The 15,601-nt window shown below is 55.0% G+C and carries 12 protein-coding genes; 5 read left to right on the forward strand and 7 right to left on the reverse strand.

Annotated features, from left to right (window positions below):
- Window positions 1-120: 120 nt before the first annotated feature.
- Window positions 121-885: a peptidylprolyl isomerase gene (locus LKE08_RS14070; protein ID WP_324704866.1), complete on the forward strand. Its 765-nt coding sequence runs from the start codon at window positions 121-123 to the stop codon at window positions 883-885.
- Here the strand turns inward: LKE08_RS14070 and LKE08_RS14075 are convergent.
- Window positions 875-2,524, reverse strand: coding sequence for an alpha/beta hydrolase (locus tag LKE08_RS14075; RefSeq protein ID WP_324704867.1), 1,650 nt, complete (start codon window positions 2,522-2,524; stop codon window positions 875-877). The two genes, LKE08_RS14070 and LKE08_RS14075, sit on opposite strands and share 11 nt — an antisense overlap.
- Before the next feature lie 598 nt (window positions 2,525-3,122).
- On the opposite strand from LKE08_RS14075, the gene LKE08_RS14080 reads away from it, so the two are divergent.
- The 4 genes from LKE08_RS14080 (at window position 3,123) to LKE08_RS14095 (ending at window position 10,924) form a co-directional block, all read left to right on the forward strand.
- Complete coding sequence (locus LKE08_RS14080; RefSeq protein ID WP_324704868.1) at window positions 3,123-4,988, forward strand: alpha-amylase family glycosyl hydrolase; 1,866 nt, start codon at window positions 3,123-3,125, stop codon at window positions 4,986-4,988.
- Between the two features lie 243 nt (window positions 4,989-5,231).
- Entirely contained in the window at window positions 5,232-7,115 is a 1,884-nt protein-coding gene (locus tag LKE08_RS14085) for an SUMF1/EgtB/PvdO family nonheme iron enzyme (protein ID WP_324704869.1), read from the forward strand.
- A gap of 226 nt (window positions 7,116-7,341) precedes the next feature.
- Window positions 7,342-8,241, forward strand: a complete 900-nt coding sequence (locus LKE08_RS14090; protein WP_324704870.1) for a PhnD/SsuA/transferrin family substrate-binding protein — start codon at window positions 7,342-7,344, stop codon at window positions 8,239-8,241.
- Between the two features lie 322 nt (window positions 8,242-8,563).
- Complete coding sequence (locus tag LKE08_RS14095) at window positions 8,564-10,924, forward strand: response regulator (RefSeq protein ID WP_324704871.1); 2,361 nt, start codon at window positions 8,564-8,566, stop codon at window positions 10,922-10,924.
- 173 nt (window positions 10,925-11,097) lie between these two features.
- Here the strand turns inward: LKE08_RS14095 and LKE08_RS14100 are convergent, their stop codons facing one another.
- The 6 genes from LKE08_RS14100 to LKE08_RS14125 all read right to left on the reverse strand — a co-directional run bounded on the left by LKE08_RS14100 (window position 11,098) and on the right by LKE08_RS14125 (window position 15,469).
- Window positions 11,098-11,592 carry an ureidoglycolate lyase gene (locus LKE08_RS14100; RefSeq protein ID WP_324704872.1) on the reverse strand — a complete coding sequence of 165 codons (495 nt, stop codon included), beginning with the start codon at window positions 11,590-11,592 and terminating at the stop codon, window positions 11,098-11,100.
- A gap of 66 nt (window positions 11,593-11,658) precedes the next feature.
- Complete coding sequence (psb28, locus tag LKE08_RS14105; RefSeq protein ID WP_324704873.1) at window positions 11,659-12,009, reverse strand: photosystem II reaction center protein Psb28; 351 nt, start codon at window positions 12,007-12,009, stop codon at window positions 11,659-11,661.
- A gap of 80 nt (window positions 12,010-12,089) precedes the next feature.
- Window positions 12,090-13,355, reverse strand: coding sequence for a hypothetical protein (locus tag LKE08_RS14110; protein ID WP_324704874.1), 1,266 nt, complete (start codon window positions 13,353-13,355; stop codon window positions 12,090-12,092).
- A gap of 220 nt (window positions 13,356-13,575) precedes the next feature.
- Window positions 13,576-14,541, reverse strand: coding sequence for a hypothetical protein (locus LKE08_RS14115; protein ID WP_324704875.1), 966 nt, complete (start codon window positions 14,539-14,541; stop codon window positions 13,576-13,578).
- A gap of 18 nt (window positions 14,542-14,559) precedes the next feature.
- A complete protein-coding gene (locus LKE08_RS14120) occupies window positions 14,560-14,988 on the reverse strand; it encodes an NUDIX hydrolase (RefSeq protein ID WP_324704876.1) in 429 nt (142 codons plus the stop codon).
- Between the two features lie 28 nt (window positions 14,989-15,016).
- Window positions 15,017-15,469, reverse strand: a complete 453-nt coding sequence (locus LKE08_RS14125) for a DUF3531 family protein (RefSeq protein ID WP_324704877.1) — start codon at window positions 15,467-15,469, stop codon at window positions 15,017-15,019.
- Window positions 15,470-15,601 lie beyond the last annotated feature (132 nt).

A 15,601-nucleotide genomic window follows, 5' to 3' on the forward strand; every position in this document is an offset into this window, starting at 1 on the left:
TTCTCCGGAAAACGTCCCATATTGTGCATCCCGCTTCCCGGCCTCATCCGATAAAAATTCGGGTCAATTATTGAAAAACTTTCTTCCTGTCCGATTTGAAAAGGAGTCAATTTTAAGATCATGTCCAAACCATTCATGACCATCAACGACACCGACTCGATCAGCCTCGGTCAGTCCTTGAAATACCTGCAAAGTTCAGGCAAATTTCAGACCTTTTTGTCAGAAATTCTGCGCCAGTACGTGATCGACAAAGAGCTGCAAACTCGCGAAGATGTGAACGTCAATCCGGCGACAGTCGAGCAGGCGGTGATCAACTTCCGCATGGAGCGCAACCTCAGCGATCCCCAGGCATTCCAGGCTTGGCTCGACCAAAATCGCATGACCTACAACGCCTTCCACGAGCAGGTTTCCAACGGGTTCAAGCGGGAGACGTTGAAATTGGCGGTGGTGGGTCCGAAATTGGAAGAATATTTCCAAGAACGGAAGCCCTTTTTAGATTCGGTCGTCCTCTCCAGAATCGTCGTTGACGACTACGAAATGGCGGAGAGTTTGAAAAATAAAATCCTCTCCGGAGAAGCGACATTCGAGGCGATCGCCCGGGAACATTCCGTCACCACCGAAAGCCGTGTCAACGGCATGATGGGGGCCGTGAGTCGGGCGACCATCCCGGAAACCATCAAACCCGCCGTCGAGGGGGGACAAGTCGGGCAGATCGTCGGCCCCTTTGAAGTCGAGGGGCGCTGGTGCCTGTTCCGCATCGAAGAATTTATCGAGGTTTCTTTGGAAACCAAAGGCATGAAACAGCGGCTGCAAAACGAACTGTTCGATCGCTGGATGAACGAACAGCTCAAAACCCTGACCGTGAAGTTGCAAATCAGCGATTAGCCGACCGGGCTGCCCGGAGTTCTTCGAGGTTCAAATCCTTCACCAAATTGATGGTGAACGGCGAGGGGCCGAGGGTTTGCAAATACTCCTCGCTCAGGTAGGCCCGATAGTCGGAGCGATCGCGGACGTGGACGTTGAAAAAGGTCAGACTCAGCGCTTTCAAGTAGGGGTAGGCCTTTTCGGGGTCCGGTCCGATCAGTTGGGGCGGGATCGGCACCTGCCCCCCATTTTCCCGCAAAAAGGAAAAGTGCGTCCCCGGCTCGAACAAAACCAAGAGTTTGTCGGGGGTTCTCAGCCAGGTGAAGGGCTCGATCTGCTCGGGGAGGGCCGGGGTGATGTAATCGTTGGTGCCCGCCACAATCGCCACCGGGATGTCAATCTCGCCCATCCCCGACTCGCCGAATACCAAACTGGCGAGGGGGTTGACCGCGATCGCGGCCTTGATGCGGCGATCGCGGAAATTTTGGCGCTCCGGGGCGACTTCCAGGGCCCGACACTGCAGCAAAATTGACAAATTCAGGGTGATCTGCCGTTCGTCCGGCTGCGAACAGTTTTCTTTGAGTTTCTCCGGGTTGAGGGTCGCCCCCGCCAGGGCCAGCACCGTGTAACCGCCGAAGGACTGGCCCATCACGCCCACATTTTGCAGGTCGAGGCGATTTCTCCAAGCCGGGTCCGACCGCGACTTTTCTTCGAGCAAGTCCAGCAAATAAGTGATGTCCAGGGGGCGATCGGCGAAGGACGACGGCTCTGGGGGGCGCTCGAACCCCTCCAAAAACCCCTGGAAGCGGTTGGCGCTAGTGCCGATATGTTCGGGGATGGCGACGGCGTAGCCGTGGGAGGCTAGGTGTTCGGCGACGTAGCTGAAGGTTTTGGGGTCGGACCCCAGGCCGTGGGAAATCACGATCAGGGGGGCGGGGGCGCCCAAATTCTCCGGGATGTAGACGTAGACGGGGGAGGGCCGATCGCGGTTGGGATTGAAAAACAGCAGCTCCGCTTCCCGCCAGGAATAGGGTCCGGGTTGGCGGGGGTTGGGCAAGTTGAAGGGTTCGCTGGGGGTGGGGCGATCGGGATCTTCGACCCGCCGCTTCTGCTGGAGCGCTTCGAGAACGGCGGTGTCCTCCAACAGGACTCGGGACGTCTGCCGCACCACGTTCAAACTGAACTCCAAATCGATCTGAATTTCGCGGTCGGGGAACTCCTGCAAGATGCCCAGCAGCGTCAGGCCCCCCGGGCGGGCGGCAGCTCCGGCGATCGCGGTTCTCAGGGCCGAAGCGCCGTTTTTCCCCGTTCCCGTGTTCACCACCTTCCCCATCCGCCGCAGGATCACTTCCCCCGTCGGCTTGTCGAGAAACTGCTCCACACTCCAGGGACTCGCCTGGAAGGGGGTCGTCAGGGCCTCCCGCAACCCTTCGCCGTCCTGAATTCGCAGCAGGCGCCCGTAGAGCACCAGGGTCGGGGTGGTTTTGCCTTCCCGGGCGAACCGTTCGATGTCGGCGATGGGGATGGAGGTTTCGGCCGGACCGTAGGAGAGGGTAATTTCTTCGGCGCCGCGGGCGGGACTTCCGGGGGCGATCGCAAACATCAAAGAAGATAAACCGGCCAGAACCGTTTTGGAAAGGGAGATAGGAGTCGGAGTCATAGGATCGAAGTCGCCTCAAGGGGGGTATTCACGGCATTATGCCCGATCGCGCCGTGGGCGGGGAGTCAGGAGTCGGGAATAGGGAGTCGGGAATAGGGAGTCGGGAGTAGGGGGGCGGAGGAGGTAGAGGGGGCTCCAGGGGCTCCTGGAGGCAGAGGCGACATCTTATATCAGATTCGTACAACCTCCCCAATCATCTGAATATGATTTGAGCTATTAGCTTGGGAATTGATTCCCAAGCGGTCTGGATGTCTCACCCACCGCTCCCACCGCTCCCCCTGCTCCCCCTGCTCCCCCTGCTCCCACCGCTCCCTCCGCTCCTCAGCGCCCTATCTATTAAATGAAATACTCAAAAATCGAACTCGCCCTCCGGTTTCCCACCCGCTCGGGGCGGGGCGCCTCGGGGGTATCTGCCATCGATACTGAATCAAAAACTGGATCTAATATTACGGGATGTCGCGGAACGGGTCATGCCCGGAGTGCGCCCCATTTGATCGTTTCATCCGGTTAGCCGCACCGTTTCACCGGATGAAACGGAGAAAGGGTCAAATTGATTTGACCTGGGGATTCCATCTGTTCTCTATTTGGATTTCAAATAATGACGCAAACTCCCATCGAATCGATTGCTCCCAAAACGTTATCGGCGATCGATCTCAACCCTCGGGGACGGGTGAATCCTAGCCCCGCCACCTGGCAAGATCAGGTCTTTTACTTCCTGTTGCCCGATCGCTTCAGCGACGGCAAAGAAGGCGATTTTCCCCTGTTCGATCGCGACAATCCCTCCCACCCAACTGCCGACAAAACCGTTTGGATGACGGCGGGGAAAAAATTCGTCGGCGGCACCCTCAAAGGCATCGAAAGCAAACTGGATTATCTCCAAAACTTGGGCGTGACGACCCTCTGGGTGGGGCCGATTTGGAAACAGCGGCAGGACTTGGAAACCTACCACGGCTACGGCATCCAAAACTTCTTGGACATCGACCCCCGCTTCGGAACGCGCCAGGATTTGCGAGATCTCGTCGATGCAGCTCACGATCGCGGGATGTACGTTATGTTGGATATCATCTACAACCACACGGGCAACAACTGGTTTTACCGGAACGAAAACGGCGATCCGATGACGACGAAATCCTACCGATTTTCGCCGCCCCACGACATCCACGGTTGGCGATCGGGCCGGGGTGAAAGTATCCCGGAAATTGCCGATCTCGAAGATGGCGTCTGGCCCGAGGAATTCCAGAATTGGGAATGGTACACCCGGGCTGGCCAGATCGGCCGCTGGGATGCTAATGTTGGGGAAGATCCCCTCCATCCCGACGTCGAATTTCGGCGGGGCGACTTCTTCGATTTAAAAGACCTCAATTTGAGTCGGGACGATACTCTGGCGGCGGTCATTCGAGTTTACCAATATTGGATCGCCCTGAGCGACTGCGACGGGTTCCGGATCGATACGGTGAAACATTTGCCCTGGGAAGTTTCGCGGAATTTCTGCGGTGCAATTCACGAATATGCCGAATCCATCGGCAAGGAAAATTTCATGCTTCTCGGGGAAGTCACCGGCGGCGCGACGACGGCGAAAACTTACCTGGAAATTTTTGGTTTGAATGTGGATGCGGTGTTGGATATCGGCGAACCGACGGTTCAACTGGCCGGGTTCGTGAAGGGACAGCGGGACCCGCAAGGATTTTTCGGGCAATTCGGCGGCTTCGACGCCCTCGGCAGCCACCGTTTGGCGGGGCAGTATCACGTTTCGATTTTGGACGACCACGACATGGTGGGGCGGCAGGGAAAACACCGCTTTTCCGCCCACAATTCCATCCCCGCCCGCTACGAACAGGTCGCCCACGCGGTGGGGGTGCAGTTGACGACGCTGGGCATTCCCTGCATTTATTACGGCACGGAACAGGCCTTCGACGGCACGGAAGATCGCCACGATTTCAACCTCGAACCCGGCGGCGGATTTGAAGACCGCTACATCCGGGAGGCGATGTTCGGGGGGCTTTTCGGAGCCTTTGAAACCGAAAAATGTCACTTTTTTGACGGTTGCCATCCGGCCTATTTGCGAATTGCCGCGATCGCCCGCATCCGCAACGGGAAAGATTTGACGGGTTTGGCACTGCGGCGGGGCCGGCAATATTTGCGGGAAACCTCGTTTTTGAACCGGCCGTTTTCGATGCCGGGGGCGGGAGAATTGGTCGCCTGGTCGCGCATTTTCCGCGATCGCGAAGTGGTGGCGGCGATCAATACCAACGGCACGGAAAACCGGGGCGCCTACGTCACGGTCGATGCCATTATCCATCCGCCCGGTTCGTGTTTGCAAGTGCTCTATCGCGGCGATTGGAGTGATGCGGAACTGCAAAATCCGCCGACTTCCGAAACGGTGACGGTGGAGGAATTTAAGGGGCGATCGGCCCTCCGCCTGGACTTGCCTCCGGCGGGAATGGTGATTTTAGCCGCCGTTTAAGTTGATGTCGGAAACCGGGTGTCTCCATTTTTTGGAAAAACCCGGTTTCTCCGATGGTGTTAAATTTCAAATTATCGCGGGATTGGCAGTACAATTAATGTATGGCGGTGCGCTCAGGGTATATTAACAGTTGGAATCGGCGAAGAAACCGTGAAATCCTTACAAAAGTTTTGAGTTCCGACTCCCGACTCCCGACTCCCGACTCCCTGCGCGCAGCGCTATAGGTGTCAATCCCCGCGTGCCATGATCCAATGTCTCAACCCCGACTGTCTCCACGGCAACCCCGACGGCGGGCAGTTTTGCCAGAAATGCGGCGGCAAACTGCGCCTCGCCGAGCGCTACTGGGCACGACGCATCCTCGGACAGGGCGGCTTCGGGCGCACGTTCCTCGCCGTCGATGACTTCAAACCCTCCAAACCCCCCTGCGTCATCAAGCAGTTTCTCCCCCAAGCTCAGGGAACCGGAAACCTGGACAAAGCCGCCGAATTGTTCGACCAAGAGGCGCGGCGTCTGGAAGAACTGGGAAAACATCCCCAAATCCCCGAACTTTTGGCTTATTTTACCACGGATAACCGCCAATATTTGGTGCAGGAATTTATCGACGGGGAAACGCTACAGCAAGAATTAGAAAATAACGGGGCGTTTACCGAAAAGCAAATCCGGGAACTCTTGCGGGATTTATTGACGGTTTTGAAATTCGTCCACGATCGCAACGTCATCCACCGGGATATCAAACCGGAAAATATTATCAGACGAGAAAGCGACAATCGATTGGTTTTGGTGGATTTCGGCGCGGCGAAAGCCGTCCCCAAAATTCAACGCAGCGTCACCGGGACGATTATCGGTTCGGCGGAATACTGCGCCCCGGAACAGGCGATGGGAAAACCCAGATTTGCCAGCGATTTGTACAGTTTGGGCGTGACTTGTCTGCATCTGTTAACCCAGATGAGCCCCTTTAATTTATACGATCCGGTGGAGGGGGAGTGGATCTGGCGGGACGGTTTGAACGGAAATGCGATCGGTGATGAATTGGGTCAAATTTTAGATCGCTTGGTGGCAACGACACCCAAAAAACGCTATCAATCCGTTTCGGAAGTTTTAGGAGAGTTGAAAATATCATCAAAACGAAATTTCCCCCTTCCTCCACCTCCGCCTCGCCCCGGACTGAAAAGCTTTCGCGGAAAGACCAAATTACCGCCACCCCCGCCACCTTCGAGTATCAAACCCAAAATTCATACTTTTGAATTTGATGTGGTCAAACTCAATTCTACGGGTCGAGAAATTGGGCGCGATCGCGGCAAAGCAGAATTTATCATCGAAAGTTTGGGAAACGGAGTCATTTTAGAAATGGTGCTGATTCCCGGGGGAAGTTTTACGATGGGATCGCCTGCCCATGAAGAAGGGCGATCGAACGATGAGAGTCCCCAGCGTCAAGTGACGATTCAACCCTTCTTAATTGCTAAATATCCGATTACCCAAGCCCAATGGCAGCGAGTCGTTAACTTTCCCAGAATTCAAAGAGATCTCGACCCCGATTTATCTCGGTTTCAAGGATCGGATCGTCCGGCAGAACGAGTTTCATGGTATGATGCCGTCGAATTTTGCGCCCGACTTTCCCAAAAAACTAGAAAACTCTACCGACTTCCCAGCGAAGCCGAGTGGGAGTATGCGGCCCGGGCGGGAACAACCACCCCGTTTCATCTCGGAGAAACAATAACAACGAATTTTGCCAATTATAACGGTAACTCCAGTTATGGTTATGGCCCTAAAGGAGTTCACCGAAAACAAACCACACCTATTAATTTTCAACACGCCAATGCCTTTGGTTTATTCGACATTCACGGTAATGTTTGGGAGTGGTGCGCCGACCCCTGGCATAACAGTTATTTAGATGCCCCCTCAGATGGTAGCGTTTGGGATGAAAAAAACAACGATAACCGCTATCAAAATTATGTCGATAACATCGCCAATTTGTTGAATGATGGCAGAAGACGAGTGGAACGGGGTGGGTCGTGGCGCTATCACGTCGCAGGTTGCCGTTGTGCTTCCCGTGGAAGGGGTTTCCCGATTGACTGGCACAGCGTCCTCGGTTTCCGGGTTGCCTGCACCCTTTCAGGGCGATTGTGAAATCCTCTAACGTATTCGTTGTTGCGCTGCAGGGCAGATGGGGGCTAAAGCCCAACAACAAGTTCTTTTCCGTCGCCGGTGCAGTTTACATCTCCGAAGTTCGACCATATTTTATCAGAAACTATAATCTAAACTTAATCTAAAATTAAGGTCAATCTGTCATTTATCTCTTATTGTTGAAAACAAGAATATGATCTTTGATTATTGTCTCTTGTGAGGTCATTTTATGATCGACCGACGTTCTTTTATCGGATTGACTTTGTTGTTTCTGGCCAGTTGTACCGCAGCAACTCAAACCGCCCTTTTCGCCCCTCCCGGAGGAGACGGCGCAGATTCCCTCAAGTTTGCCGTTACGGACGTTCAGGGACTCGACGATCTTGAACGGGATTACGAGGCATTTCGGGTGGCTTTAGAGGTGGCATTGGAGCGCGAGATCGAATTTTACCCGGTAGACAGTTATGCGGAGGCGGCTTCCGCCTTGCAATTGGGGAAAATCGATATCGCCCTGACGGGTCCTTCGGAATATGTCCTGATTCGGGCGCGGACCAACGCCATTCCGGTCGTCGCCATCACCCGCCCCAATTACCATTCGGTGATCGCCGTCCCCGCGGCGAGTCCCGTCAAAACCGTCGCCGATCTGAAAGGAAAAACGATCGCCATGCGTCAAGTGGGGTCAACGAGCGGACATCTCGGCCCGACAGAAATGTTGATGGAGGCGGGACTGGACCCGAAAACCGATTATCAAGTCAAAATGTTGGGGCCAGAAGGCAGTTTGAAGGCGTTGAAATCCGGAGAGGTGGAGGCCTGGGGAGGACCGTTGATCGATTACGAACGGTTTTTGCGGGAAGAAGGATTTTCGGAAGCGGATTTTTCCCTGTTGAAAAAAGGTCCGCCGTTGCCCAATGACGTGTTCGTGGTGAACAGCAACACCGATCCGCAACTGATCGCATTGTTGCGCGATCGCGCCATCGCCCGACAACAAGATTTAATTGCCGCCTTATCCTCGGTCCGCGCCAACGAAAAATTCCAAGAATCGACCCTCGTCGCCGTGGAAGACGGCGACTATGATATGATTCGCGAAGTCTACCGAGCCATTGGAGAAGGCGGTTTCGTCGCTCCCGATTGAAGGGGAATCGATCGCGTCAACCTCAAAGCCGGTACGAGACTCGGGGGCTTTCGTCAATTCACGGAGAGTGGAATCGCGTATCGACTTATAATTCGTCCGTCGGGTGCTTTTGTTTCCCATCGACCTCTGTGGTCGAAATCGATGCCCTGCATTTATAATTGATAACTAACTCGTGTCCCTCCGTGTCTTTTTATATCAGATCCGGTTAAATACTCGGACATCGGGAGGACTCAAGGGAAAGAGGAAAACTCGACTCCCTACTCCCGACTCCCTACTCCCTCCACCACAGATGTTTTGTGGTCAATTATCAGGATTTGATATTATGCTCAAGCCAGCGAACGCTCTCATGGGTCGGTTGTGCGAATTTAGCATCGTGCAAAAGATCGCGGTTAGCGCCACCATCTCTCTCGGCGTAGCCGTTTTGGGGTCTTTGAGCGGGTTGTATATCGGCAATTATTATCAGTATCAAGCCCGTCTTTCTCTGGCGATCGCCGACCGTCAACAGCAGCTTCTCTCCGATTTAGATAACAGCATCAAATCCACCCAAATTCACCCTCAACGCCTGCTCATGGTGTTGGGAGATAGCATTTGGTTTGACTATGAATCAGAGAAGTTTTTAAATGATGTCCGTAAAGTGGAAGAAAAGGTCGGGGAATTTCAAACCTTTCTCGACGGCTACGCCCAATTTTCGGAGGCGGATGTTCCCCAATTGAGGGCGACGCTCCAACAGTACCGGGAGACGACGGACGAGTATGAAGAATGGGTCAAAACGCTCTGGCAAGACCTCGACCCCCCCAACCTGACCGACGCGGAAATTCCTGCGGCGAGAAATCAAATTGTGGTGGCCCTGAATCGCCGGAAGTCGAAAGAAATGGAGGTAAAGTTCGATCGCCTCCTAGAAACTTTGTTGCGGCTAAAAACGGCGATCGACCGACAATATCGAAATGCGGAACGGGATTTGGTGCAAGCCGAAAAGTTGCGGAATCTGATCGTTTTGAGCAGTATCGCAGGGTCGGTCATCGTGGCTATTTTTCTGGCGATCGCCACCAGCCACGCGATCGCCTACCCCCTGAAAGCGGTCGAACAAGTCGCCCGCCAAGTGACCGAAGATTCCAACTTCGCGCTCCGCTGTCCCCAGATGACGAAAGATGAAATCGGCTCCCTCGCTGAAGCATTCAACCGACTCGTAGAACGCATCGAAATTTACACTCATCAACTCGAAGAAGCCCGCAACGTCGCGGATGCAGCGAACCAAGCCAAAAGCGAGTTTTTAGCCAACATGAGCCACGAGTTGCGGACTCCCCTGAATGGAATTCTCGGTTACGCCCAAATTCTCCAACAGGCCGACGATCTCGGCTCCCACCGCAAAGGAGTTGACGTAATTTATCAGGCGGGTTCCCATTTGCTCACCCTGATCAACGATATTCTCGACCTGGCAAAAATTGAGGCGCGGCGACTGGAATTATTCCCGAAAGAAGTGCATTTGCCCTCCTTTTTGCTGGGGATATCCGAAATCATCCGCATCCGGGCTGAACGGAAGGGAATCGAGTTCAATTATCGGTGCGATCAGCATATTCCGAACTACGTCATGGTTGACGACAAACGCCTCCGCCAAGTTTTGATCAATTTGCTGGGAAATGCGGTGAAGTTTACCGACGTGGGAGAGGTGTATTTTACCATTGACGCGATCGCAACGGAAGCGGCAGAAAATCCGAAACCGAGTCAATCTGCGGGCGACGATTCCGACTCCGAGTCCCCGCCTCTGGCTGTTATCCGTTTCCTCATCAAAGATACGGGGGTGGGGATGACTCCGGAACAACTGGAGACAATTTTTTTGCCCTTTGAACAGGTGGGGGATACCTCCAAACGGAGCGAGGGAACGGGTTTGGGTTTGGCGATTTGTCACCAATTGGTGAATTTAATGGGAAGTCAGATCGAAGTGGCGAGCACCCGCGGCGAAGGCAGTACCTTTTGGTTCCATCTCGCCCTACCTTTGGCATCGGAAAGCACAACCCATCAGCTTCCCCTCGATCTCGGCAAAATTGTCGGCTATACCGGAGAACGGCAGACAATTTTGGTCGTCGATGATGAAGCGGTGAATCGGTCGGTTTTGGCTGATTTTCTGCGGCCTCTCGGTTTTATTGTCGAAGAAGCCGACAACGGCTTGGAAGGCTGGGAAAAGTTGGCAGAATTTTGCCCGAATTTGCTGATCACGGACTTAAAAATGCCCTTAATGGGCGGGTATGAAATGATTAAAAAAATTCGGAATTCCGCTTACCGCGACCTGCCCATTATCGCCTCTTCTGCCAGCGTTTCTAATCTCGATGAAAAACAGGCGATCGCGGCGGGTTGCAATCAATTTATCCCCAAACCTATCGACCTAAATCGCCTCCTGAAGGAGTTCAAAAAATATCTCCCCTTGCAGTGGGTTTATGACGGTAAAGGGGCGGACGAAAATTCGACCGAACGTCCGAATTTTACCCCAACAATTCCCCCATTTGAACTGCTGGAAGCTATCTATCAAGCGGCTAAAATTGGCGACATTGAAACCATCGAAATAGAAGCCCAACGGTTGCCCTCATTGGATCGAGGTTATTCCCAGTTCAGCGATCGCATTTTACAACTGTCCCAAAATTTTGACGATCGCGGCATTCTGGAATTGCTGGAAAAATCTCGAAATTAACAATTAACAATTATAGCGCTGCGCGCGGTCCTCGATAATCGGGAGTCGGGAACCCTTGAGAACTTAGTTTGGAAGTTTTCGGGGCTGCCTCGACTTGTCAACAATAGCGCTGCGCGCACTGCTATAACGATTAATAATTATGAATTCCAATTCGCCATGTGTGGGGTGCAGCGCTAGATGATTTCAAACCGGAGATTGTCCTGTTTTTTGAAGTTATGGGTGAAGTGATCGACGACGTTTGTATCGCTCAATTCCAAGTTATAAAAATCGATAAAATCCGCGCCATCAAAATAGGGGCCGGCGTGCCAGGTTCCCACCTCCAATTTGATGAAGCAATTGCCGGGGATGCGGAAGGCGGCGAGTTGGTCCAAATCGGGGCGATCGCTCTTTGAAGGTGGGGCGACGGCTATCAGCCACTCTTTCCCCTCCAGGGAGCCCAAACACTGGGTACAGCGGACGTGGCGGGTGATGGCGTGAAATTCTCGGCCTCGTTCGGTGAGGCGCATGATGTAAAATCGGGGGGTGCCGTTGCTCAAATCGAGTTGGGCATCCTCGCGACCGTAGGGTTGGCCGTCTGTGGCGGGGAAGATAACCTGTCCATAGGGCCGAAAGCGATCGGGGGCGATCGGTTCTGCTTTCAGGGTTTTGAGGGCGATCGCGTCACTCATATCAAAACGGCTCTCACGTCGATTTTATTATAAAGAAATCCCGGTGAAGCGATCGCCGGTGAAAGATCAAGCCGGACTGTACTCGAACCCGTGTTCGTCGGCGTAGCGGTGCAAGAACCGCATCACCCGCTCGAAAACGTCCTCCGACTCCACCTCAAAAGAACATTCCGCCTTCGAGAGTTCGTCATCTTCCATATAGAAGAATTTGACCCCCGTGGGGCTGACGCGGATTTCTCCCTCGTCGTCCCGCAGCCACAGGTGGCTGATTTGTTTGCGGTAGGCCCTCAGGCGTTCGATCGCCTTGAGTTGGTTGAAGACTAAAACGACAATCTTGGTGTTGCTGTCCCGACGTTTGCGGAGGCTAACCCCACCCAGTTCCTCGTCCAGTCCGTCGATAAACTGGATAGTTGCAGACACGACGTATACCTAGATATACTATCTTTCCACGTTAACACCGCATCAAAAGAACTCGTTCAAAACCTTATAAAACTTTACGACTAAGGGTTCGAGAAGGTATTGATCCGGCCGCCGCCGATCGTCCGTCCCGGCGTGCGCCGGGGTGCAGTAAAGGGGGTCTGCTGTCGGACGACCGGATTTTGACCGGTACGGTTCAAATTCGACGGACCGACGACGTAATTTTGGGGGTTCGGCGTCGCCGTCTGATAGCTGGGGTTGCCGGAGGTGCCCAAGTTGCCGGAGTTGGGCGACCGGGCGTAGGGGTTGGTTCCCGTGAAATTATATTGGCCGTAGGGGTTAGCCGGATTGGGGGGCAACACCGGCGCGGGTCGGGCGTTGGGCTGCTGGGCCTGGGGTACGGGTTGGGGCAGCGCGGTATTGGTTTGGTAGGGGTTGGTCGCCGGCGTTTGTACGGGGGCCGCCGTGCCGTCGATGGCGGTGACGGTGCGGGGGACAACCCAGGTGGGTTCGGGAACCTGGACGGCTGGGGCCGATGCCGGCAGGGGGATGCCGGTATAGGGAACGTCGCCGGCGGCGGGTTGGGAGGTTGGGGTTGCCACTGAAATGGGATTGAAGCTTCCGGTGGCGTCGATGGGGTCGGCGGTCGTTTCTTGGGTTGGGGCGGTGCTTTCGGGTTGCGACTGCAAGAGATACTGGTCCATCGCCGCCTGCAGGGGGCTGGCGGGGAGAGTCGGGTCCTTCGTCTCGGTTGGGTCGTTTGACCGGGAGGGGGCGGTGCCGAAGTTGGGCATCCCCAGGGGATTCGATCGGGCGGCGGGGGCCGTCTGGGAGGGTGGCGATGCCGGGGTGGGGGCGAAGGGATTGCCGGTCGCCGGTTGGGATGGCTGCTGCGGGAGGAATGTGGGCAGGGTGGGAAGCTCAGGTTCGGGTAGGGTGACAGTTGGGCGATCGTCGCTGTCGGGTTGCCTTGCGGCTTCCAAGACGTCTTCCCCCCCCTGAATGGGTGTGTTGAAGAAGTTGAAGTCCTCCGGTTTGCCCAGGTGCAGTTGTTCGGCTAACAACCCGGAACTGTCAATTTCTGCCGCGATCGCCCGTTCTTCTGCGGTGAGGCCGTCGGTGGAAACTTCCGATCCAATTTCGACTTGATACCAGTCCGGGTGTTCCGACACCTGCCAGACGAACAGGCCCACGAAGGAAATCACGCCGACGGGTCCCCAAATTCTAGGTTTGGCGATCGCCCGCAACTTCTCCAATAGGGGATTGGGAGGGCTCTCGGCATGGTGGTGTTGCTCCGGGTGGTGGTGTTGGTGGTGGGGGTGATGTTGGTGGTGTTGGTGGTGGGACATGGGTCGATCGCCTCTTCACATCTAAGGGTTTTTTTAAGAATTGAGAATTGAGAATTAATAATCGATGGATTGGAAGTCTCGATGCTATGGCGCCAGGGCCAGGTAATGGGGAATGGGGAATGGGGAATCGGGTGAGGGAAATCAGCGAGTGCCCGGAAACCGGGGGCGGGGTCGGTTTGATCGCATCTCGCCAATTCCAGTGTATCCGAATTTTCCCATCTCATTCCCGACTCGCAAACCGAGCCATTCGGCTCACGAACAAATCCACCACCCAGCGAGCCACATTCCAATAGGCCTGTCGGGGGGTCAGTCCCAAGATGTCGGGGGTGGGATTGGCCAGGATCAGGACGACATCGCCCCGCCGTCCCGTGGCGGCGGCGTAGGCGAGGGCGGCGTTGAAAACCTGTTCGTGCAACTCCCGCCGCCAGTCCGGGGTGTCTCCGGAAAAACGGCCGCCGTCGGGGGTTCCCAGGCCGATTTTTTGGGCGAAGGTCCGGTAGCGGCGCCCGGCGCCGTCGGACGGTGCGGTGTAATATTCCAGTAAGGTTTGGGTGAGGGTTTGGGCCCGGTCGAAGTGGATGGCGTAGGAGTCAGCATTTCCGGCCATGTCGGCTTTGCCGATGCGTCCTTTGTCGCCGTCGTAGTAGGTTTCCAACAGGGGCGATCGCATTTGGGCGACGTCCGCGAAGGGGGCGGGATTTCCGTAAATGTACTCCACCACCACGCTGCCGAGATCCCCGACAAAGGTGGCGGCTTCCTGATTGGAACGCATCCGCACCAACCCCCCGGCGAGGCTGACGGCATCGGGATATTGGCCGGCGTCGGCCCCGGCGAATAGGTGTCCGATATCGACGCCGGTTCCGTGGATGGGGATGGCTTGGTGGTTGCGGAGAAACTGCACGGCCCCCCGCCATTTGGCGGAAGACCAGCCCGAGGGCAGGGGGGTGGAACGGGCTTCGGGAATCAGAACGTTCCACAGGCCGCCGCCGAAGGTCGCCCCGGCGTCGGTTCGGGCGTCGGTTTGGGAATCGTAGTAGATTTTGCGGAAGGCTGTGATGCGATCGCGGACGCTGTAGTTTTCTTCGATCGCCACCCCTTCCAAGGCGGTGAATTGGAGCATGAAGGTATCGAACTCCAGGTTGGCGGAAGCCCGGGATTGGGGAGGCGAAGCGACGAAGTAATTCATAACCACAAGTGTGCCGATTTAATCGAGGTAGCTGAGGAAGTCTTCGGGAACGAGTTTTAATTCGCCCGACCGGAATCGAGAGATGGGCACCCAGATGGCTAATTTTTCGCGATCGCCTTCCTGGAAGGTCACGGACTCGGTTTCGTAAAATTGGCGATCGACGAACCGACAGCGGTACAGTTGAATGATTTCATGGCCTTGCCTGTCATTATAGACAAAAATACTTTCGAGGCCACCCAAATATTCAATATCGGCAATTTCCGCGCCAAGTTCCTCCCTGAACTCCCGCCGCAGGGCATCCTGGCTATTTTCGCCAAAATCCACCCCTCCCCCCAAGGCGCGGTAGAAGGTTTCCTGTTTTTTGGAGTCGTATCCTTGGGAGACAAAGATGCGATCGCCCTCCCGCACCAATCCCAATGCCAGCACCCGAATTTTTGGTTTCGCCATAGCCTCGAAAATGTCAGCACGATCGCCCCTAATTATAATCGACGAAATCCGGTTCGTGGCGATCGCGATCGCCGACCCAATCTTCATTCTGTCCGCCGACGATCAGTTCTTCGATGACCACATATTCCCGACTCAAGCGATCGAATGCATTGATCAAAACGTCCAGGGCGAAGGTGTCGCTCGTCCCCAGATCGAACCAGCACCGCGCCCAAACCCCCTGATATTCGACCTCCCCCATGTTGTGCATGAGGGCCATCAAACTCTCCGCGCCGCGATCGCCGTCGTAGCTGATATAGTTGAGATCGACCCCCGCCTCCTGAACCTGCAAATTCTCCGCGTTGAACCCCCCCAATTTCCCCAACAAAAACCAGGAGTCGAACACCTCTTCAATGTACTGCCGTTCCATCGGAGCCGGGACCGTCTCGAACCGCAGCCAAATCCAAATATCGAAGGGATTGCATTCCCGAAACTTGACATCCATAATCAATTTTAATTCGGCAATATTTCACCTTCTATTATAACAAATTTTTGTTCCAAATTATAGCGCTGCTAGAGGGGGTGTAGGGTGTAGGGTGTAGGGTGTAGGGAGGGGAAATTCCCTCGACATCAGGGT

Origin of the sequence: Lyngbya sp. CCY1209 (genome assembly GCF_035615495.1) — a bacterium.
Lineage (GTDB): Bacteria > Cyanobacteriota > Cyanobacteriia > Cyanobacteriales > Microcoleaceae > Limnospira.